Source organism: Listeria sp. Marseille-Q6474, from assembly GCF_946902005.1.
Classification (GTDB): Bacteria; Bacillota; Bacilli; order Lactobacillales; family Listeriaceae; genus Listeria; species Listeria innocua.
Map to the genome: position 1 here is coordinate 409,496 of NZ_CAMPPS010000002.1, position 20,789 is coordinate 430,284.

Below are 20,789 nucleotides of genomic sequence, written 5' to 3' on the forward strand. Positions count from 1 at the left end.
TACAAAAAGGATATTTGGAGGGGCAAAATGACTAGAAAGAAAGCGCATATTATATCGCATTCTCATTGGGACAGAGAATGGTTTTTACCACTGGAAAGCCTAAGATTTAGGCTCGTTACACTTATGGATGAAGTAGAAGATTTACTTGATAAAGAAGCTGGTTTTAATCATTTTCATATGGATGGACAAATGATTATGTTAGAGGATTATTTAGCTGTAAAACCTGCTAAAAGAGAAAAAATGAAACAACTGGTTGCTGATGGAAAATTACGAATCGGCCCTTGGTATATGTTACAAGATGCTTTTTTGACGAGTGGAGAAGCGAATATTCGTAATTTGCAATATGGTTTAGAAATGGCAGAAGAATTCGGTCAAGCGGAAAAAATTGGTTATTTTCCGGATACGTTTGGTTTATATGGTCAAGTGCCGCAATTAATGCGTCAAGCTGGTTTTGACACGGTTGTTTTTGGACGAGGTGTTAACCCAACTGGCTTTAATAACCAAGTATTTGATAGTGCTTTTGCCTCGAAATATTCAGAGATGTTCTGGGAAAGCCCGGACGGTTCGAAAGTTTTAGGAATTTTACTCGCTAATTGGTATTCCAATGGTAATGAAATTCCAACTGATAAAGAAGCAGCAAAAATTTTCTGGGATAAAAAATTGGCAGACGTGGAACGATTTGCGTCAACAGATGAATGGTTATTTATGAACGGTTGTGACCACCAGCCTGTCCAAACAGATTTAGCGGAAGCTCTTGAAGTAGCACGGGAACTGTATCCAGAGGTTGATTTTATTCATAGTCATTTTGAAAAATACCAAGATGCTGTCAAAGCCGGGCTTGAACCTGAAAAATTACAAACAGTTCACGGAGAATTAACAAGCCAACAATCGGATGGTTGGTCAACGCTTGCTAATACAGCTTCCTCGCGTATTTATTTGAAGCAAGCCAATGCTAAAATTGAACGTTTATTAGAGCGTTTAGCTGAACCGATTTCGGTAATGGCAACAGAAGCTGGTGTTAGTTATCCGCATGAATATCTGGCTTTTGCTTGGAAATTACTCATGGAAAATCAAATCCATGACAGCATTACAGGATGTAGTTTGGATGAAGTACACCGCGAAATGGAAGCTCGTTTTGAAAAAGTGGAACAAACAACTATGGCGATTATTCAAAGCGCAGCACGTAAAATAACGGAACAAATCGCAACGAATGATGCGGGTATTCCAATTACAGTTTTCCATGCAGGCGGGGTAGAAGCAACTAGAACTGTCGAACTTGAACTTGAAACAGACGCGATTCATTTTTCTGAGATGCATTTTGAATTGATACCAGATGAATTAGCAAAACTTCCCGAACAAAGTTTTCGGATGGAAACAAGTAATGGGGAGGAAATTCCGGTTGTAGTTGAGCCACTTGGTATTCATTTTAACTATGATTTACCAGAACGAAAATTCCGCGATTCTTATTTTGCAAGAAAGTATAAACTAACCTTTACTGTCGAACATTTACCAGCAGTTGGGTACCAAACAATCTATGCGCATCCGGTCGCAGTTTCGGATGACGAAAAAGAGCTAACAGGGGACTTACAGTTAGAAAATCAATATTTAAAAGTAGAAATCGCGCCGAACGGAACTTACTCCATTTTGGATAAAGAGACGGCTGTAGAAGTCGCGGGGCTTGGGGCATATGAGGATGTTGGCGATATTGGTAACGAGTATATGTTTAAAGAAACAGGTGATAATTTACGTATAAATACCTTTAATTCAAAACCAGAAATTCGCGTGTTGCGTGAAGATAAGCTTGGAAAGACAATCGAAATTAAACATGAAATAGAAATTCCAGTAAGCGCAAGTGCGACATTTGCTGAAGAAAAACGCCGACTAGTATGGCATCCGGACCGGACGTCACATCGTTCAGACAATCGTACTACTTTTAAAATCACTACAGAATTGACGCTGAATAAACATGATAAGCAACTAACTGTTCGCGTTAAACTAGATAACCAGGTGGATGACCATCGCCTTCGCGTACTTTTACCAACTGGGAAACAAACAGAAACACATCAAGCGGGCAGTGTTTTTGAAGTAGTAACGCGCGCGAATAAACAAGTGGAAGAATGGACAAATCCTGCTAATGATAACCGGAAACAAGGTTTTGTTACTAGTGGAAATATCGTTGTTGCAAGCCTCGACTTACCGGAATATGAAGTAAGCGACCAAGGGGACAGATTGGAACTAACACTGTTACGCGCAGTATCAGAAATTGGCGATTGGGGTGATTTCCCAGCATATGAAGCAGAATGCCACCGCGAAATCACAGCCGAGTTCCATGTATTCTTAACAGACGAATCAAGCGTCAACGTCCCTGCACAAGTTAACGCACTCTTAACACCTACTTTTGCCATTCAACACCCGTCATCATCAAAAGAAAAAATTCTTGCAGAAACAAAAGATTTTGCGAAATGGAAAGTAGCAGACGGACTTGTTTTTTCCGCATTTAAACTAGCAAAAGACAATCAACCAATTATTCGTTTCTATCAAACCGGATCCGAGCCAAAACTATTAAACACGGTTAATCTGTGGAGAAAATCAACCATTTTAGAAGAAAAAGCAGGAGATGCAAAAAATCAATTTACCGTTAAACCAAACGAAATTATCACATTAAAAGGAGTGTAATTCATGACAAAGAAAGTACCAACAAGTTTTAACAAATGGATTGATATAGTAAAAACGACTTTTCCAGAAAACGAAAAATTACATCGCATGTTTGAAAAATGTTTTACTAACACCTATACAACTACTTTAGAGGAAACAGAAGAAGGGCTTCCGTTTGTTATTACAGGTGATATTCCAGCTATGTGGTTACGCGATTCAACGAGCCAAATCCGCCCTTATTTAATTGTTGCAGAAGAAGATGAAGAGATGGCGACATTAATTGAAAATCTCGTAAAACTGCAAACAAAATATATTCTTCATGATCCTTATGCGAATGCTTTTAATAAAACTGCGAATGGTGCCGGTTTTCAACAAGATAAAACAGAGATGACAGACCTTGTCTGGGAGCGTAAGTATGAAATTGATTCACTTTGCTACCCAGTCCAGTTAGCTTATCTATTATGGAAAAGTACTAATCACACGGGTCATTTTACCGAGGAATTCAGGCAGGCTTTACACCAGATTATCGATGTATTTAAAACGGAACAAAAGCATACGGAGCAAAGCCCATATCGTTTTGAACGAGAAAATGTGCGTCAATCAGATACTTTAAATAATGATGGAAAAGGAACAGATGTAAGTTATACAGGAATGTCTTGGAGTGGCTTTAGACCAAGCGATGATGCGTGTATGTACGGTTATCTTGTGCCGAGTAATATGTTTTTGGTCGTAGTGATGGATTACGTCCAAGAAATAGCGGCACAGTTTTATTCGGACGATAAGGAATTAATCCAAGCTAGTTCGGAGTTAAGAGAAGAAGTCGCAACTGGAATTGAAACATACGCTAAACAAGCGCACCCGTATTACGGCGATGTTTATGCTTATGAAGTTGACGGAACTGGGCGCAAGTTATTTATGGATGATGCCAATGTACCGAGCTTACTCGCTGCGCCGTATCTAGGTTTTTGTGAAAAAAATGATCCAGCATATCAAGCGACTAGAAAACTCATTTTAAGCCGAGAAAATCCTTATTTTGTAGAAGGTAGCGTCCTTACTGGAATTGGTAGCCCTCATACGCCGGATCATTATGTATGGCCGATTGCGCTCAGCATTGAAGGTTTAACCGCAGAAACAGAAAGCGAGAAACAAGCTATTTTAGAGATGTTAATAGCTGGTGATGGTGGAACGGATTACATGCATGAAGGAGTTAACGCTTCAAACCCAGCTGAATTCACTCGCGACTGGTTTGCTTGGTCGAATGCGATGTTTAGCGAATTTGTTCTAAGTTTATGTGGTGTATATGTAAAAGGAAGCCCATTAAGTAAATAAAAAAGAAAAGTCTGGGCGAAAAACTCAGGCTTTCTCTTACTATCAAAGGAGAAAAAAGAATGAAACTTATTGATAAATTCTCAGTTATTAGTGATTGGATAATACGGCTTGTTTGGACGAATTTAGTATGGCTTTTCCTTGTATTAATAGGCGGGATTGTGCTTGGATTTATGCCAGCGACAGTTGCTCTTTTTACGATTACGAGAAAATGGGCGAGAGGTGATTTAGACGCGCCTGTTTGGAAATCAGCTTGGCAAACTTATAAGCAAGTATTTGTTTCTGCTAATTTAGCAGGTGGGATTTTTGCAGCCATTGGGATATTTCTTTATGCTGATTTACGGATTGTTTTTGAACTGATGCAAGGATTTTGGTCGACCATTTTATACTTTTTCTTGATGTTCTTACTTTTTCTCGTTGGTATTGCCTTTTTACAGTATTTTACCGTATTTGTTCACTTCCAAATGAAAAATGTTCGCGCTTATGTTGGTCAAGCATTCTTACTTGCCATTACTAGTTTTAAAAATACCTTTATGATTGTGGTTGGCCTTGTTTTTTGTGCCTGGTTGATTTCTAAAATGCCAGCTTTTATTTTGTTTATTTCGGGTGTTTTACCAAGTTATTGGATAATGAAAATCAACTTGCAACGTTTTAAACAGATGGAGCCAAAGTAACCCCTTACATTATTTTTGATAGTATGCAATAATCAGAAAGGAAAAGGGGGCAATGAATTAGAATGACACAAGAATTACCACGTAAGCGCGTTTTTAAAAGGATGTTATTAATTTTTTCTTTAACAAGTCTTTTTACCGTGAGCTTGTTGCTTTTTTTCATTTACAAGTACTATACCAATATTCAGCTAGATACAAATCTTCAGCGCGCAGAAACCATCGCCAGCAAGCAGTTGGAAGCTTTAACTGAAAAGCAAAAGGCGTTAATTAGTTTAACCCAAGATATTTACCGCAATAGTGATTTGATGCAAGATGTTCAAATTGCGATGACGAATGATTACGATAGCTACACCGAGCAAAATATCGACAACTATTTTAAAAGTAAAAATTTTTATTCTGTAGATATGCAAACCTATTTACAGTCTTATTTTTCGTATGATGAAGATATTATTGCTTTGCAGCTTATTTCAGATGACGGAAGCTACTCCTATACATTTCCGAGTCGTTACCGTGAATGGAAAGAAACTGTTGATACATATGGTGAAGAAAATATTGCCAGTCAAGCATCGAAACAAGGAAATTTTTATACGATAGAAAATAAAATTGTCGTGAAACAGCCGATTAACGATCCGAGTACATTAAAACAAATGGGCTATCTATTACTTTATATTGATCCAACCTTTTTAAACAAATGGATTACGAAAGATTATAAAAACTCGATTTTCCAAATAAATAATACAAAAGGGGCCGAGTTATATTCCAATCATCCTGCAAAACAAATAACCCCACCCGAAAAACAAGGCTGGATGAATGTAGATAATAAGAAAATATACTTTCAAAAAACAGAGGATGAAACTACTGGCTTAAAAAATAATACATTTTTATATCGTGTCACGGATGATAGCGCGCCACTAATCGAGTTGACCTTATTTGGGATTGGTTTGTTACTCGTTATTTTTTCTATTAGCGTTAATTTTGTAATAAGCAGGCGCTACTCCAAGCGGATTTTGACAATTATTGGTGGGATGAACCGAGTGGAAAATGGAACGCTTGATGCAAAACTACCTGTCGATAATAATGGGGATGAACTGACGATGATTAGTGAGCGATTTAACCATATGACTGAAAATCTCGATGCTTATGTGAAGAAGGTCTATAGTCTTGAAATGGAAGAACAAAAAGCGCGACTCAAAGCGCTTCAAGGGCAAATGCAACCTCATTTTCTTTATAATTCTTTAGAAGCAATTAGAATGAATGCGCGCGTAGAAGGAGCAAAAGAAACAAGTGATATGATTTACCAACTTGCGACGTTACTACGCTATACTGCTAACCACCGCGAAATCACGACTTTAGGCGAAGAAATCAATTATGTAAAACAATATGTTCGTTTTATGGAAATGCGCCATGAACAGCCGATTAAGTTAGAAATCCATATTGAAAAACGTTTTAATCATACCCATATTCCACGATTTGCCCTGCAGCCGCTCATTGAGAATTTTTTCAAATATGCCTATAAAGAAAACCAACATCCAGTAGTTACAATTACGGTCACGGCGGAAAATAACAATTTACAATTTCAAATAAAAGATAATGGCAAAGGAATGGACGCGGAAAAACTAAAAGAAGTGCAAGTAACGATTGAAAGTAAAGCTGAAACAAGCCACATCGGTCTAGCTAATTTAAACAAACGACTGCAACTTTTATATGGTGAAGCTTACTCATTAACGATTACAAGCAAGCCAAATGAAGGTACGATCATTCTATTTCAAGTACCTCAAAATACGGGAGGAGAAAAGTGATGCTAAAAATAGTACTAGTAGACGACGAACCCCTTATCCTTAAAGGTTTAGAAAGCATTATTCCAGAGTTTGAGCAAAACATTGAAATTGTCGGGACAGCCAAAAATGGCGCACTAGCCCTAGAGTTATTTGCGGATCAAGAAGTGGATGTCCTTTTAACAGATATAGAAATGCCTGTGATGAATGGTTTAGAATTAATCGATGCATGGAAAAAACGCCAACCGACTACTAAAACCGTCGTTCTTTCTGGGTTTGAAGATTTTCATTATATAAAACGTGGACTTTCAGCGGGAATCGAAAATTATTTATTAAAACCTTTAAACGAACAAGAATTAAAAGAAACATTCGTACAAATAGAGAAAAAACAAGTGACAGATAATGTCGTACCAAGGGAAGAAGCGTACTACATTTTACGGGACAATACGATTTGGCGCTGGCTAAATTTACGAATTAATAAAGAAGAATGGGAAGAGCGACTTGCGTTATACGAGATGACTTTAAATCAAAACGAGAGCGCCGTCCTCATCCAGATTCAACCAACTAAAGAAACCGACATGGCTGAATGGAAAAAGCTTTCTGAACACTACCGGCGCACCTATCCATTTATGCTACTTACTCCAGAAAATGAAATCATCTTAGGAATAACCGAACAAACCTCTATATCCGAACAAATTTTAGCGATCCATCAAGATATAAAGCAACATATTTCAAACGAAGCTTTTTATATCTTTGTTAGCGAAAAAGTACAAGGGGAAATGATGTATCCGCAAGCATTCCGACAACTGACGAGATTACTTCCAGAACGGCTTGTAAAAGAGTCCGGCAGCTTGATTGCCTACCAAAAAAGAACGAAACACACTTGGCGACCAAAAAGAAAACAACATCAACTTGCAAAACTACTCGTAATGAATAATGAAAAAGAAATCAAAGCATGGATTAACAACTTTTTTAAAGAATGGAACGATCATAAATTAGAAAGCGATCCACATCAAATGCTCCATATTTTGAATGAACTGCTCGTGATGATGGCAGAATCAGACCCTAAAGAATTAAGCGAGTCAATGGGGCGAATCGCAGAAGAAACAAGTATTGAAGGGCTAGAAGAAGCAACACTCACCTATGCGATTCGTTATTACAATCGTAAAAAACAAACCGATGAATCGAAAAGCCCTATAATCCAAAATGTATTGTCGTATATTACCGAACATTTTTCAGAAGGTATGTCCTTAAAAACGCTTGGCAACGATTTTCACATTAATGCAGTCTATCTTGGGCAACTTTTCCAAAAAGAAATGGGTGAGCATTTTACGGATTATTTGAATCGCTACCGAGTAAACTATGCGAAGGAAGAGTTGCTGCAAACAAAAGATAATTTAACGATTATTGCTGGGAAATCCGGCTATACAGATATGGCCTATTTCTATAGACAGTTTAAAAAACATACTGGCGAAACACCAAATCGTTACCGGAAAATCCATCAATAAAATTATTTCTAATATTTGTCTATAAATCTAAACATCCGCAACTATTTTAACACCCTTAAAAACGATAAACTAAAGATGTTGAAAGCACTTACAAAAAAGAGGGGTGGATGGATTGAAAAAAGTTTTATCACAAATTCGAGCTAATCGGATTTGGCTATTAATGGTACTTCCGGGCCTTCTATGGTTTCTGGTTTTCTCATACTTACCAATGTTTGGTACAGTTATTGCGTTCAAAGATTACAAGATTGATGGGAAAGGTTTTTTATCCAGTATTATGAACAGCGACTGGGTGGGGCTTGAAAATTTTAAATTCCTATTCCAAACAAACGACGCTTTTATTATTACCCGAAACACCGTCCTTTATAATTTAGTATTTATTATCGTTGGGCTGTTTCTTGGCGTGGCACTTGCGATTGTCTTTAACAGCTTACTAAATAAACGAGGAGCAAAAATTTATCAAACAGGAATGCTTTTCCCGCATTTCTTATCATGGGTTGTTGTGAGTTATTTCTTATTTAGCTTTTTAAGTGAAGATAGCGGACTGATGAACAATATTTTACTTGCATTCGGGCAAGATCCTGTTTCGTGGTATAACGATCCGAAGTATTGGCCATTTATTTTAATCATGATGAATGTCTGGAAAGGGCTTGGCTATGGAAGTATTGTCTACCTTGCTGCAATAGCTGGAATTGACCGAACATACTACGAGGCCGCAATGATTGACGGCGCTGGTAAATGGCAACAAATTAGACATGTAACGATTCCAGCACTAACACCACTGATGGTTATTTTAACGATTTTGAATGTCGGGAAGATTTTTAATTCGGATTTCGGGTTGTTTTATCAATTACCGCGAAATTCAGGGCCACTTTATCCGGTGACGGATGTTATTGATACATATGTATACCGAGGCTTAACGTCGCTCGGTGATATGAGTATGAGTGCGGCAGCTGGTTTCTATCAGTCGATTGTCGGCTTTATTCTAGTGTTACTCACTAACTACATCGTGAAAAAAATAAACCCAGAATATGGCTTATTTTAAAAAAGGAGGCGAGACGCTTTGGCAGAACAGCTTGAAGCAGTGAGTGAAATAGAACAAGTGCGAGGCGAAATGGAAAAACCAGCAAAAAACAAGCCGGCAAAAGATATTATCGGTTTTGGCAAAAAGATGAATGTGGCGATGAATGTTATGCTCGCTTTCTTAGCGCTCATCTGTATTTTTCCATTTTTATATATTATTGTTATTTCTTTTTCGAGTGAAACATCTCTGGCGGCAAATGGCTTTCAACTAATACCGAAAGAGTGGAGCATGGAAGCGTACGAATATTTATGGAAGATGAAAGGTCAGCTTTTACAGTCATATGGCATCACGATTTTAGTTACAGTTATAGGTACTGTGTGTAGTGTTGCAATGATTGCTCTTTATTCTTATGCAATATCCAGACCACAATTTAAGTATCGCCGTCAATTCACATTTATTGCCTTCTTCACGATGCTGTTTAGTGGCGGGATGGTGCCAGCTTATATCGTTATGACACAATTTTTGCACTTACGAAATAGTATTTGGGCAATGATTTTACCACTAGCAATGAATGCTTTTTACATTATGATTATGCGTACATTTTTCTTACGGTCGATTCCGGAACCAATCCTTGAAGCGGCGCGGATTGAGGGCGCTGGGGAACTAAGGATCTTTTTACAAATGGTTGTGCCGCTTTCCTTACCGGGACTTGCGACAATCGCGCTTTTCTCTACACTCGGTTACTGGAATGACTGGTTCCAAGCATCACTTTATATTGATAATCCAAATTTAGTTCCATTACAATCTCTGCTTATGAAAATTGAAAACAATTTAGAATTTATGCGGCAAAACTCAGAAATTGCTTATACTGCCGGCGCATTTAAGTCCATTCCTCAAGACGGGGCAAAAATGGCGATGGTTGTTATTTCAACTTTACCAATCGCGATTACCTATCCGTTTTTCCAAAAATACTTCATTAGTGGACTCACAATTGGCGGCGTAAAAGAATAAAAAGATGGAGGGAATTTAATGAAAAAGAAATGGGGAGTAATCATCGCATCACTTTGCTTGCTACTAGTTTTAGGTGCGTGCGGAAGCGATGAGAAAGCTGATGCAAATGAAGTTCCGACACTGAAGTGGTACATGATTGGGACACCACAAAAAGACACGGAAGAAGTAATGAAAGAAGTAAATAAATATACTGAAGAAAAAATTGGTGTCAAAGTAGAAATGACACAAATTGACTGGGGTGACTACGGCAAACGGATGCAAACAGTTATTAACTCCGGAGAAAACTTTGATATTGCCTATTCAGCAGCAGGAGAATTCGTTTCTTATTCGCAAAAAGGTGCATTCTTGCCATTAAATAAATATCTAGATAAAGAAGGCAAGAAAATGAAAGCTGAATTAAATGAAGTTCTTTGGGAAGGAGCAACGATTGACGGCAATATTTACGGTGTACCTTCCAACAAAGAAGTCGGCGAACAACAAGTCTATGTTTTCAATAAAAATCTAGTAGATAAATATAAAATGGACATATCGAAAGTAAAAAACTTCAGCGATTTAGAACCAATGTTAAAAACAATTAAAGAAAACGAACCAAGCATCACACCAATTGGCGGGAATAAAGACTTTAAGCCAGCATTTTCATATGATTATTTAATCGATAACGCTGTGCCACTTCCATTTGCCGTGAATCAATACGAAGATACTGGTAAAATCGTTAACTTCTATGAACAACCAGATACATTAGAAACCTTAAAATCGCTTCATAGCTTCTACCAAAAAGGTTATGTTACTAAAGATATTGCCACTTCAACTGATCCATGGTCTTACGATAAAGAAAACTGGTTTGTACGTATTGAGAAATACCAACCATACGCAGAAAACATTTGGGATAAAAATACAGGTGGTAAATATAAAGTAGTCACACAACCAATTGCCGAAACACCAATCATTAAAAATAACTCAGTCACAGGCGCAATTCAAGCTGTATCCGTGACAAGTCAACATCCTGAAGAAGCAGTGAAATTCCTTGATTTACTAAACACAGATGAATATTTACGCAATTTGGTTGATAAAGGAATTGAAGGCACCCATTATAAAGAGTTAGATGATGGTAAAATTCAAGATTTACCAGCACGTGTGGAACGTTATAGCATGCCAACTTATGCACTAGGAAATCACTTTATCCTTAAATTATATGAAGATGAACCAGCTGATAAATGGGATCAATTTAAAACATTTAATAAAAAATCAGTAGCATCACCGGGCTTAGGTTTCTATTTTGACTCATCTAAAGTAAGAACAGAAATCGCTTCAATTACAAATGTTTGTAATGAATTTGCCCCAGCGCTTCTAACCGGAACAGTCGATCCAGTAGAATACACCGAGAAATTTAAAGCTAAATTAAACGATGCGGGTATGAAAAAAGTAATGAAAGAAATGCAAAAACAATACGACGAATACCGCGCCACACAAGAATAAGAACCGGAAAGGACTTAGTTTGACTAAGTTCTTTCTTTTTTTGTATAACAGTTTTTATGTAATTATATAACAGTTTTTGAGTCAGTAATCTTGCAATAATTCATTTGAGTAGTATAATGAGTCTAGTGAATGAGATTTTATTATAATCTGTACTACTTAAATATAAATAATTTATATAACAAAAGGATGATAAAGATGGAAAAGCATGAAAAAGACCAAACAAAAGGTAAATCAGGGGCAGACTTAGTTGTTGATAGTTTAATTAATCAAGGAGTGACGCATGTTTTCGGTATTCCGGGTGCGAAAATTGATAAAGTTTTCGATGTAATGGAAGAGCGCGGGCCAGAATTAATCGTTAGTCGTCATGAGCAAAATGCTGCTTTTATGGCTGCAGCTATCGGTCGTTTAACTGGTAAACCTGGTGTTGTGCTTGTAACTAGTGGACCTGGAGCTTCGAACCTTGCAACAGGACTTGTAACCGCAACAGCAGAAGGGGATCCTGTAGTCGCGATTGCGGGGAACGTAACTAGACAAGATCGTCTAAAAAGAACCCACCAATCGATGGATAACGCTGCACTTTTCCGTCCGATTACAAAATATAGCGAAGAAGTAGTTCACGCTGAAAGTATTCCAGAAGCAATCACTAACGCATTTCGTTCAGCGGCAGAACCGAACCAAGGCGCGGCTTTCGTAAGTTTACCACAAGATATTGTGAACGAACCAAATGTACCTGTAAAAGCAATTCGTCCACTTGCTAAACCAGAAAATGGACCAGCTTCTAAAGAACAAGTCGCTAAATTAGTTGCTCGTTTGAAAAAAGCGAAATTACCAGTATTGTTATTAGGTATGCGTGCCTCAAGTCCAGAAGTAACAGGCGCCATTCGTCGTTTACTGCAAAAAACAAGTATCCCAGTAGTAGAAACTTTCCAAGCAGCAGGAGTAATTTCACGTGATTTAGAAGATAACTTCTTTGGACGTGTCGGTCTCTTCCGCAATCAACCAGGTGATATTTTGCTAAATAAAGCCGATTTAGTTATTACAGTAGGTTATGATCCAATTGAATACGATCCGAAAGCTTGGAATGCTTCAGGCGATAGAACGATTGTACATTTAGATGACATCCGTGCTGATATTGACCATTATTATCAACCAGTGACCGAATTAGTCGGAAACATTGCACTTACATTAGATCGTGTTAATGCGAAATTTAGTGGTTTGGAATTAGCTGATAAAGAACTTGAAACTTTAAAAGAACTTCATGCGCAATTAGAAGAAAGAGATGTACCGCCAGAAAGTGATGAAACAAATCGGGTGCATCCGTTATCTGTCATTCAAACGCTTCGTTCGGCGATTGATGATAATGTAACTGTGACAGTCGATGTTGGCTCGCACTACATTTGGATGGCGCGTCACTTCCGCTCTTATGAACCACGCCGTTTACTATTTAGTAATGGTATGCAAACGCTTGGTGTCGCTCTTCCTTGGGGGATTGCAGCTACACTAGTGCATCCAGGCGAAAAAGTCGTATCTATTTCAGGCGATGGTGGCTTCCTATTTTCAGCAATGGAATTAGAAACAGCTGTCCGCTTGCGTGCTCCATTAGTGCATCTTGTGTGGAATGACGGAAGCTATGACATGGTCGCTTTCCAACAAAAAATGAAATACGGCAAAGAAGCAGCTGTTCGTTTTGGCGACGTCGATATTGTTAAATTCGCCGAAAGCTTCGGTGCAAAAGGACTTCGTGTAACTAAACCGTCAGAACTTAGCGACGTATTAAAAGAAGCGCTTGAAACAGAAGGCCCAGTCGTTGTAGATATTCCAATTGATTACCGCGACAACATTAAACTCGGTGAAACATTACTACCAGACCAATTTTATTAAAAAGCAAAAAATCTCTCGGACTTTCCGGGAGATTTTTTTTAGTTAAAGGTTGACTTGGAGTGAGCTTCAAGGTATATGCTGTAATAGTACTAGAAATTAACTAGGAGGGTTTTCAATGGAATATGTGAAATTTGGCAATACTGGGATGGATGTTTCGAAAATTTGTTTAGGAACAATGGGCTTTGGCGACAAAGATAAATGGATCCACAAATGGGTTTTGGATGAAGCGAATAGTCGTCCAATTATAAAAAAAGCGCTTGATCTGGGCATTAACTTCTTTGATACTGCAAATATTTATTCTTACGGCGAAAGTGAAAAAATTGTTGGCCGAGCACTCAAAGATTATGCTAACCGAGATGATATTGTCTTAGCCACAAAAGTACACCAAACGATGCGCCCTGATCGTCCGAATAGCGGCGGTTTATCTAGAAAAACAATTTTAAGTGAAATTGACCATAGTTTAAAACGCTTAGAAACAGATTATGTTGATTTATATATCATTCACCGCTTTGATGAAAATACCCCAATCGAGGAAACAATGGAAGCTTTACATGATGTCGTTAAGTCGGGTAAAGCACGCTATATCGGTGCAAGTGCGATGTACGCTTGGCAGTTCCAAAAAGCACAACGCGTCGCAGAAAGAAATGGGTGGACAAAATTCGTTTCCATGCAGAACCATTACAACATGATTTACCGAGAAGAAGAACGAGAAATGATTCCATTTTGCCGGGATGAAAAAATCGCGATTACACCTTACAGCCCACTAGCATCAGGTCGGTTAACGCGTGATTTTGCAGAAACAACTAATCGTTCAGAAACAGACCCAATTCAAAAATCTAAATACGACGGCATGATGAATTCGGATAAAGGAATTATTGAACGCGTAGCTGAACTTGCTCTAAAACATGAAGTATCCCGAGATAAAATTGCTTTAGCGTGGTTGTTAAATAAAGATGAAATCACTTCACCAATTATCGGTGCTCAAAAAGAAAGTCATTTGGAAAGCGCAATTGGAGCGCTAGATATTAAATTAACGGAAGCGGAAGTTAATTATTTAGAAGAACTATATATCCCGCATCCAGTCGTTGGCGCCCTCCCTACAAGTAAATAAAAATATGGAGCATGAGTTAGAAAAAACTAACTCGTGCTTTTTTTATGGAAAAGGCTATTGACAAATAATTTGCAACCGTTTACAATAAAGTGGTATTAAAAATAGTTAAAGCTGTATCTTTTATAAACTTAAATGTTATAGACGATTTTAAAATAAGAGGTGGAGACATGGAGTATAAGGACTTATCGCCAGCTGTGCAAAGTGAAGAACAATTAAGACAGCTTATTCAAGAAAAAGTAGCAGTAGGAGAAACAAGCTTCCCATCAGAACGAGCCCTTGAGAATGAACTAGGTGTCAGCCGAACCACACTTAGAAGATCACTCGATACGCTCGAAAAAGAAGCAGTAATCCAAAAAAGAAACCGTAAAGGCATCGAAATTAACCAAAAGCAAACAATCAACATTTTGAAAATGAATTCCATGAGTAGTCAACTCCCTGGCGAGCAAAGAGTCGAGGTATTATCCCAAGAAATAGTTGAAGGTGTAGATAAAGTAAATCGCTTTTTGACACTTGATGAAGATAAGCCTGTATTTAAACTAGTTCGGCGAAGAATCGTTGCAGAAAAGCCGTTTTCTTATGAGATTTCATTTGTAGACAGCGCTAGATTTTCTGGAATTGAGAAAATTGATTTAAATAATTCCTCACTCTACAGCGTTTTAGAAGAAGAATTTGGTATCAAACCTACTTATGGGCGCGAAGAATTACGTTTTGTATCCGCAAACGAAAAACTGGCAGAAGCTTTGAAGGTACCCCTAAACACCCCGCTTTTTGAAGTTGTGAGTAAAGCATTTGACCAAAATGATGAACCGTTTGAGTACAGCAAACAATATCTAATCGGTAATCAAATCAAATACAAAATTAATGCGAAAAATATATTTGATTACTTGGAGGACGAGTGAACATGGCAGCTAAAAAACCATTATTTGAAGTAATTGCTTCGAAAATAAAAGATAGTATTAATCGTGATGAATATAAAACGGGAATGCTTATGCCAAACGAAACTGCGCTACAAGAAATTTATTCCAGTAGCCGAACCACAATCCGTCGCGCGGTAGATTTATTAGTGGAGGAAGGTCTCGTCGTGCGTAAAAATGGAGTAGGACTTTACGTGCAACCAAAATTAACCGCGCAAAATATTTTAGAAATGACAGGTGTTATGAAAAATGATACCAATGAAAATTTAAAGAAAGACATTAAAGACTTTTACATTCGTAAAGCTGGGAAATTTTACGCAGAAATATTCAGAATGAAAGAAAATGAGCTAGTTTACTCCATTAAGTTTGTACAAAAAAGCGAGCACGGTGTCACACTAGATCGCTTAATTTTACCACTAAGTTTATACCCTGATTTACAAGCGAAGGATTTTCAAATTATTAATATTATAGAGCTTGTTAATTCAGGTAAATATAAATTATTTGAGCTTGAGCAGGAACTTCAACTTATTTTAGCTGGGAATGAGCAAATCAAAAATATGCATTTAAATGAAAATGATCCTGTTTTTAAATTAAGCAGCGTTTTTTATGCGGAAAATGACATGCCAATTGCCATCCAATATCATTATGAAGATGCTGAGTCAACCAAATATGTAGTTGATTTTAACTAACAATAAGGAGGAAGAAAAAATGATTCAATTTCTAAGAGTAGACCATCGTTTACTACATGGGCAAGTTGCGGTATCTTGGTTCAATGCTTTAGATGTAAATACAATTTTAGTGGCAAATGATGGGGTAGCAGCGGACGATTTCCGCAAGTCGGCAATCCGTTTAGCTAAACCTGAGGCCGCAAAACTAGTAATGAAAAGTATCGCTGAAAGTATTGACTCAATTAATTCAGGAGTGACTGATAAGTATAATTTACTTATTGTCGTGGAATCTGTTGAAGACGCTTACAAACTAATTCAAGGCACAAACGGAAAAATCCCAATGCTAAATCTCGGCGGAACTAAACAACGAGAAGGGACATCTAACTATTCGAAAGCAGTCAATTTAACCCCTGAAGAAGTAGAAAAACTAACAGAGCTTCAAAAAGAAAAAATTGATGTATTTATGCAACAAGTGCCAAATGAGAAAAAAGTAACCTTTGAAGCATAAAAGACGAAAGAAGGGATAAATTATGGAACAGTTTGGAACAGCGATTTTGCTTGCACTTGCAGCAATGCTTGCAAATGGAGAATATTTATTTGGTTCATCGATGCTATCAAGACCACTTGTGACTTGTACGCTCGCCGGTCTCATCATGGGCGATGTACAAATGGGAATTATTATGGGGGCGACTTTGGAATTAGCTTTTGTAGGATCGTTTTCTATCGGTGCATCCATTCCACCAGAAATTATTTCAGGAAGTATTTTAGGAACTGCCTTTGCAATTGCAACTGGTGAAAGTACAGCCGTAGCATTAGCACTTGGTATTCCAATCGCCTCTTTAGTACTTGTCGTAAAAAATCTATGCTTTATTTTCGTACTACCATACTTTGTTCATAAAGCCGATAAATACGCACTCGAGGGAAATTCAAGAGGGATTAGCCGAATGCAATTACTAGGTGGGTTTTTATCAATTAACTTACCAATCGGTATCATTGTTGCAACGTCCTATTTAGTTGGAAGTCCAGTGATTCAAAGCGTACTTGATGCCATTCCAGCCTTTGTTATAGCCGGCCTAGGTATCGCGACAGGTTTACTACCAGCATACGGTTTTGCTTTGCTACTAAAATTAATGGTCAATAAGAAGAATGCAGTATTTTTCGTATTTGGCTTTGCTTTAGCCGTTTACTTGAAAGTACCTGTAACTGGAGTAGCGATTTTCGGAGCTTGTTTAGCACTAATTTTAACAGGTTATGCAACTCTAAAAAATGACAATGGACCAACGAACAATAATACAGAGCCAGCACTTGCGAATGATGGAGGTATTAACTATGAAGATGAAGAATTCTGATGTATTAACAAAAAAAGACTTAATGAAAGTTTTCTGGCGTTCGTTCACGATGGAATGGTCATGGAACTATGAACGACAATCCAACTTAGGTTACGGCTTTTCCATGTTACCAGCTTTAAATAAAATTTTTAAAAATGATAAAGACAAACGAATTTCTTCTTATCAAAGACATTTAGAATTTTATAATGTAACACCTTGGCTTTCCACTTTTCCACTCGGGATTTCGATTGCGATGGAAGAACAATCAGCGAAAGATAATAATTTTGACACTGATTCTATCAATAATATAAAAGTAGCTTTAATGGGACCGTTAAGCGGAATTGGTGATTCGTTTTTCTGGGGAACTTTACGCGTAATTGCAACAGGTATTGGGACCTCACTTGCGCTTCAAGGTAATATATTAGGACCGATTTTGTTCCTTCTTATTTTCAATATTCCAGCTATTCTGACACGTTATTATGGATTATTCATCGGTTATAACATTGGAGCTAATTTTATTGAAAAAATTCAAAAGACTGGTTTGATGGATAAACTGTCATACGGCGCTTCTATTATAGGTCTTGGTGTAGTGGGAGCTATGGTCGCCACGATGGTAACAATCAATATGCCAATGAAATTCGGTTCTGGCGACGAGGCTGTTACAATCCAAAGCGTTTTTGATGGAATTGTTCCAGGCATACTCGCACTCGGCTTCACTTTCTTTATCTTTTGGTTAGATAAAAAAGGTCTAAAAGCGCATTGGATTCTGCTTTTAATTGCTGGTATTGGTATTTTAGGAGCATTTACAGGTCTATTAAAATAAGTAGGTGAAAAAATGAAAAATATGGATTACTATATCCGGTCAGAACAAGAAGTGTATGAAAATATTATCCGAAATCGGAAGGAACTTTTACAAGACATCATTCAAATGAAGCATGCGGACTATGAAGCTATCGTAATTTTCGCCACAGGCTCAAGTTCTAATGCAGCGTTTGCGGCACAGTTATACATGTCGGCGAAACTAGCTATACCGGTTTATGTAGAAGAACCATCTACAGCAGCTAACTACATGCTTCATTTAAACAAAAACACATTATATATCGCCATATCACAAGGTGGACATAGTTATTCTACCATCCATCTTGTAGAAGAAATCGAGCGTCAGGGTGGCAATGTTTTCACATTAACGAGTGATTTAACAAGCCCAATTGCAAAAGCAGGAACGCATACGATCGACCTTGGAATGGGCATAGAAGAGATGCCTTATGTCACCCTTGGATATAGTGCCACGATTTTAATGCTAAATTTAATCGCACTCGAAATGGCCTTATTGCAAACAAAAATTACAGAAACAACCTATCAATCGGAAATAGCGGAATTACAAAAAATCACCGCTCATTTACCAAAAGCTATCGCGCAATCAGAAAAATGGATTGAAGCCCATTTTAATGAATTAATGGAAGCGGAACGAATCTTTTTCATTGGATATGGTGCTACTTATGGCGTGGCGCGTGAGGGAGAAACAAAAGTAACGGAAACCATCCGAATTACCTCTTTTGGAAAAGAATTAGAGGAATACATGCATGGCCCTTACATTGGATTATCCGCCCGTGACTATATTATTTTCATTGAGCCACATGGTTTGTTAGAAAATCGTGCGGACAAACTTAAACAATTTTTAAAAGGACATATTGGGAAAATCCGAACAATTTATGCGAACACTGGCGGCGAAAGTACGGATGATTTATTACTCGGCCTAAATACAGCTGAACTGCTAACACCGCTATTTATGACAATCCCAGTTCACTTATTATCTTTTAAAATTTCTAAGGAAAAAGGCATTAATTTAGAAGTATCAGCTTTCCCGGAATTTGACGAAATAACTAAATCTAAAATTTAATCAAAGAAAGTAGGAATGAGCAGTGCTAAAATTTGATGAACAAAAAGTAAGAGAAAATATGGAAGGGGCGTTAAAATTACGCCCGCAAATTAATGAAGTAGTTGACCAAATTCACAACCGAGGATTTAGCAATATTTGCTGGCTTGGCATTGGGGGAACCTACGCATCTGCAATGCAAGCTGTTGTGCATATGAAAGAAAAAACAGCATTAGAAACGTTTTATGAGAATGCTGCTGTATTTTTAACAACTGGTAATAAACGCGTCACGAAAGATACGCTTGTTGTCATTTCGTCAGTAACAGGAAGCACGCAAGAAGTAGTTGATGCAGTGAAAAAATGTAATGAAATTGGCGCAACTGTTTTTGGATTTATTGATAAAGCAGAAGCAGAACTAGCTACTTTAGTGGACCACCTAATTTCATATCCGTTAAACGAGCAATTGAAATTCTTCATGGTAGCAGATCGTTTTATGTACTTAGCAGGTGAATTTGATGATTACGATGCGTTTTATCAAGAAATGGACCAACATTTTGCTAAAGGCATTGTCGAAGTAGAAAAAGCTGCTGATAAATTTGGACAAGAATTTGCTCTTAAACACCACGAAGATGACATTCATTATTTTGTTGGCGCGGGGAACCAGTGGGGCGCAACTTATTCTTACGCAATGTGCTACTGGGAAGAACAACACTGGATTAAAACGAAATCGATTGAATCGCATGAGTTTTTCCACGGGATGTTTGAAATTGTAGAACGCGATACACCAGTTACTATTTATGTGACGGAAGATAGCCAGCGTTTTTTAAGTGAGCGAGTGGTTGATTTTATTCCACAAATTTGCGCTAATTATACAGTTATTGATGCAAAAGATTACGATATGCCTGGTATTTCCGCTAAATTCAGAGGGGCTTTATCGCCATTTATTATCCACGCAGTTAATAACCGAATCGATGTCCACGTGGAAAAAATTAACTGCCACCCAATGGAAATCAGAAGATATTATCGTCAGTTAGACTATTAAAAAGGCGGTTTAGAAAATGAAAGCAATTTTTGTTTGTACCCATGGAAACGCCGCAAAAGAGCTCATTCAATCTGCTGAGATGATTTGTGGTAAACAAGAAAATACAAGTTTTGTTCCTTTTGAAGTAAATGAATCTGCGGAAAATTTGCAGATGAAAATAGTTAATGAGGTAGCTAAACTTGATGTATCAGAAGGGCTTTTATTTCTAACTGATTTAAAAGGCGGAACCCCGTTTAATGTCCTCGTTCGATTACTTGAAAACTTTAATGAAGTGGAACTAGTTGCAGGTGTGAATATACCTCTTTTATTAGAAGCATTCCTAAGCCGGGAAATGCTACCTTTAAAAGAACTAGCGAATCAAGTCGCCGAAACTGGCCGGCTAGGGATTTATGAATATGCCGCGCCGCTTGAAGAAATAGAAGAAGACTTTTAAGAAAAAAAGACAGCCGCGGCTGTCTTTTTTTATCTTCCCTCTCGAACTATCCTCCTTCATACGTTATACTAAAAAGAAAAAGATGGAGGGATG

The 20,789-nt window shown here is 37.7% G+C and carries 18 protein-coding genes; all 18 read left to right on the forward strand.

Features of this window, described 5'->3' with window-relative positions:
* Positions 1-27: 27 nt before the first annotated feature.
* The 18 genes from OC533_RS12845 to OC533_RS12930 all read left to right on the forward strand — a co-directional run bounded on the left by OC533_RS12845 (position 28) and on the right by OC533_RS12930 (position 20,696).
* Positions 28-2,676: an alpha-mannosidase gene (locus OC533_RS12845; protein ID WP_194323631.1), complete on the forward strand. Its 2,649-nt coding sequence runs from the start codon at positions 28-30 to the stop codon at positions 2,674-2,676.
* Between the two features lie 3 nt (positions 2,677-2,679).
* Positions 2,680-3,984 (forward strand): glycoside hydrolase family 125 protein, encoded by a 1,305-nt coding sequence (locus OC533_RS12850; RefSeq protein WP_194323633.1) that lies wholly within the window; start codon positions 2,680-2,682, stop codon positions 3,982-3,984.
* 59 nt (positions 3,985-4,043) lie between these two features.
* Positions 4,044-4,655 carry a YesL family protein gene (locus OC533_RS12855; RefSeq protein WP_194323635.1) on the forward strand — a complete coding sequence of 204 codons (612 nt, stop codon included), beginning with the start codon at positions 4,044-4,046 and terminating at the stop codon, positions 4,653-4,655.
* Positions 4,656-4,711: 56 nt separating this feature from the next.
* A complete protein-coding gene (locus tag OC533_RS12860; protein WP_194323756.1) occupies positions 4,712-6,451 on the forward strand; it encodes a sensor histidine kinase in 1,740 nt (579 codons plus the stop codon).
* Positions 6,451-7,935 carry a response regulator transcription factor gene (locus OC533_RS12865; RefSeq protein WP_194323637.1) on the forward strand — a complete coding sequence of 495 codons (1,485 nt, stop codon included), beginning with the start codon at positions 6,451-6,453 and terminating at the stop codon, positions 7,933-7,935. The genes OC533_RS12860 and OC533_RS12865 overlap by 1 nt, the downstream gene beginning before the upstream one ends.
* A gap of 112 nt (positions 7,936-8,047) precedes the next feature.
* Positions 8,048-8,977 carry an ABC transporter permease gene (locus OC533_RS12870; protein WP_010991761.1) on the forward strand — a complete coding sequence of 310 codons (930 nt, stop codon included), beginning with the start codon at positions 8,048-8,050 and terminating at the stop codon, positions 8,975-8,977.
* 18 nt (positions 8,978-8,995) lie between these two features.
* Positions 8,996-9,967 carry a carbohydrate ABC transporter permease gene (locus OC533_RS12875; RefSeq protein ID WP_003767695.1) on the forward strand — a complete coding sequence of 324 codons (972 nt, stop codon included), beginning with the start codon at positions 8,996-8,998 and terminating at the stop codon, positions 9,965-9,967.
* 18 nt (positions 9,968-9,985) lie between these two features.
* Entirely contained in the window at positions 9,986-11,443 is a 1,458-nt protein-coding gene (locus tag OC533_RS12880; protein ID WP_003769542.1) for an ABC transporter substrate-binding protein, read from the forward strand.
* A gap of 186 nt (positions 11,444-11,629) precedes the next feature.
* On the forward strand, positions 11,630-13,324 hold the full coding sequence (gene alsS, locus OC533_RS12885) for an acetolactate synthase AlsS (RefSeq protein ID WP_003769540.1): 1,695 nt from the start codon (positions 11,630-11,632) through the stop codon (positions 13,322-13,324).
* Positions 13,325-13,439: 115 nt separating this feature from the next.
* A complete protein-coding gene (locus tag OC533_RS12890; protein ID WP_033532882.1) occupies positions 13,440-14,435 on the forward strand; it encodes an aldo/keto reductase in 996 nt (331 codons plus the stop codon).
* A gap of 167 nt (positions 14,436-14,602) precedes the next feature.
* Positions 14,603-15,334, forward strand: a complete 732-nt coding sequence (locus OC533_RS12895) for a GntR family transcriptional regulator (RefSeq protein WP_185484459.1) — start codon at positions 14,603-14,605, stop codon at positions 15,332-15,334.
* 2 nt (positions 15,335-15,336) lie between these two features.
* Complete coding sequence (locus OC533_RS12900; protein ID WP_194323641.1) at positions 15,337-16,038, forward strand: GntR family transcriptional regulator; 702 nt, start codon at positions 15,337-15,339, stop codon at positions 16,036-16,038.
* Positions 16,039-16,057: 19 nt separating this feature from the next.
* The gene (locus OC533_RS12905; RefSeq protein ID WP_003767690.1) at positions 16,058-16,525 is read left to right on the forward strand and encodes a PTS sugar transporter subunit IIB; all 468 of its coding nucleotides are present in this window, start codon (positions 16,058-16,060) and stop codon (positions 16,523-16,525) included.
* Positions 16,526-16,547: 22 nt separating this feature from the next.
* The gene (locus OC533_RS12910; RefSeq protein WP_194323643.1) at positions 16,548-17,366 is read left to right on the forward strand and encodes a PTS mannose/fructose/sorbose/N-acetylgalactosamine transporter subunit IIC; all 819 of its coding nucleotides are present in this window, start codon (positions 16,548-16,550) and stop codon (positions 17,364-17,366) included.
* Complete coding sequence (locus OC533_RS12915) at positions 17,347-18,168, forward strand: PTS system mannose/fructose/sorbose family transporter subunit IID (protein WP_194322679.1); 822 nt, start codon at positions 17,347-17,349, stop codon at positions 18,166-18,168. Before OC533_RS12910 ends, OC533_RS12915 begins: the two co-directional genes overlap by 20 nt.
* A gap of 12 nt (positions 18,169-18,180) precedes the next feature.
* Complete coding sequence (locus OC533_RS12920; RefSeq protein WP_194323645.1) at positions 18,181-19,245, forward strand: SIS domain-containing protein; 1,065 nt, start codon at positions 18,181-18,183, stop codon at positions 19,243-19,245.
* A 22-nt stretch (positions 19,246-19,267) separates the two neighbouring features.
* Entirely contained in the window at positions 19,268-20,263 is a 996-nt protein-coding gene (locus tag OC533_RS12925; protein ID WP_194323647.1) for an SIS domain-containing protein, read from the forward strand.
* A gap of 16 nt (positions 20,264-20,279) precedes the next feature.
* Entirely contained in the window at positions 20,280-20,696 is a 417-nt protein-coding gene (locus OC533_RS12930; protein ID WP_003769526.1) for a PTS sugar transporter subunit IIA, read from the forward strand.
* Positions 20,697-20,789: the final 93 nt, after the last annotated feature.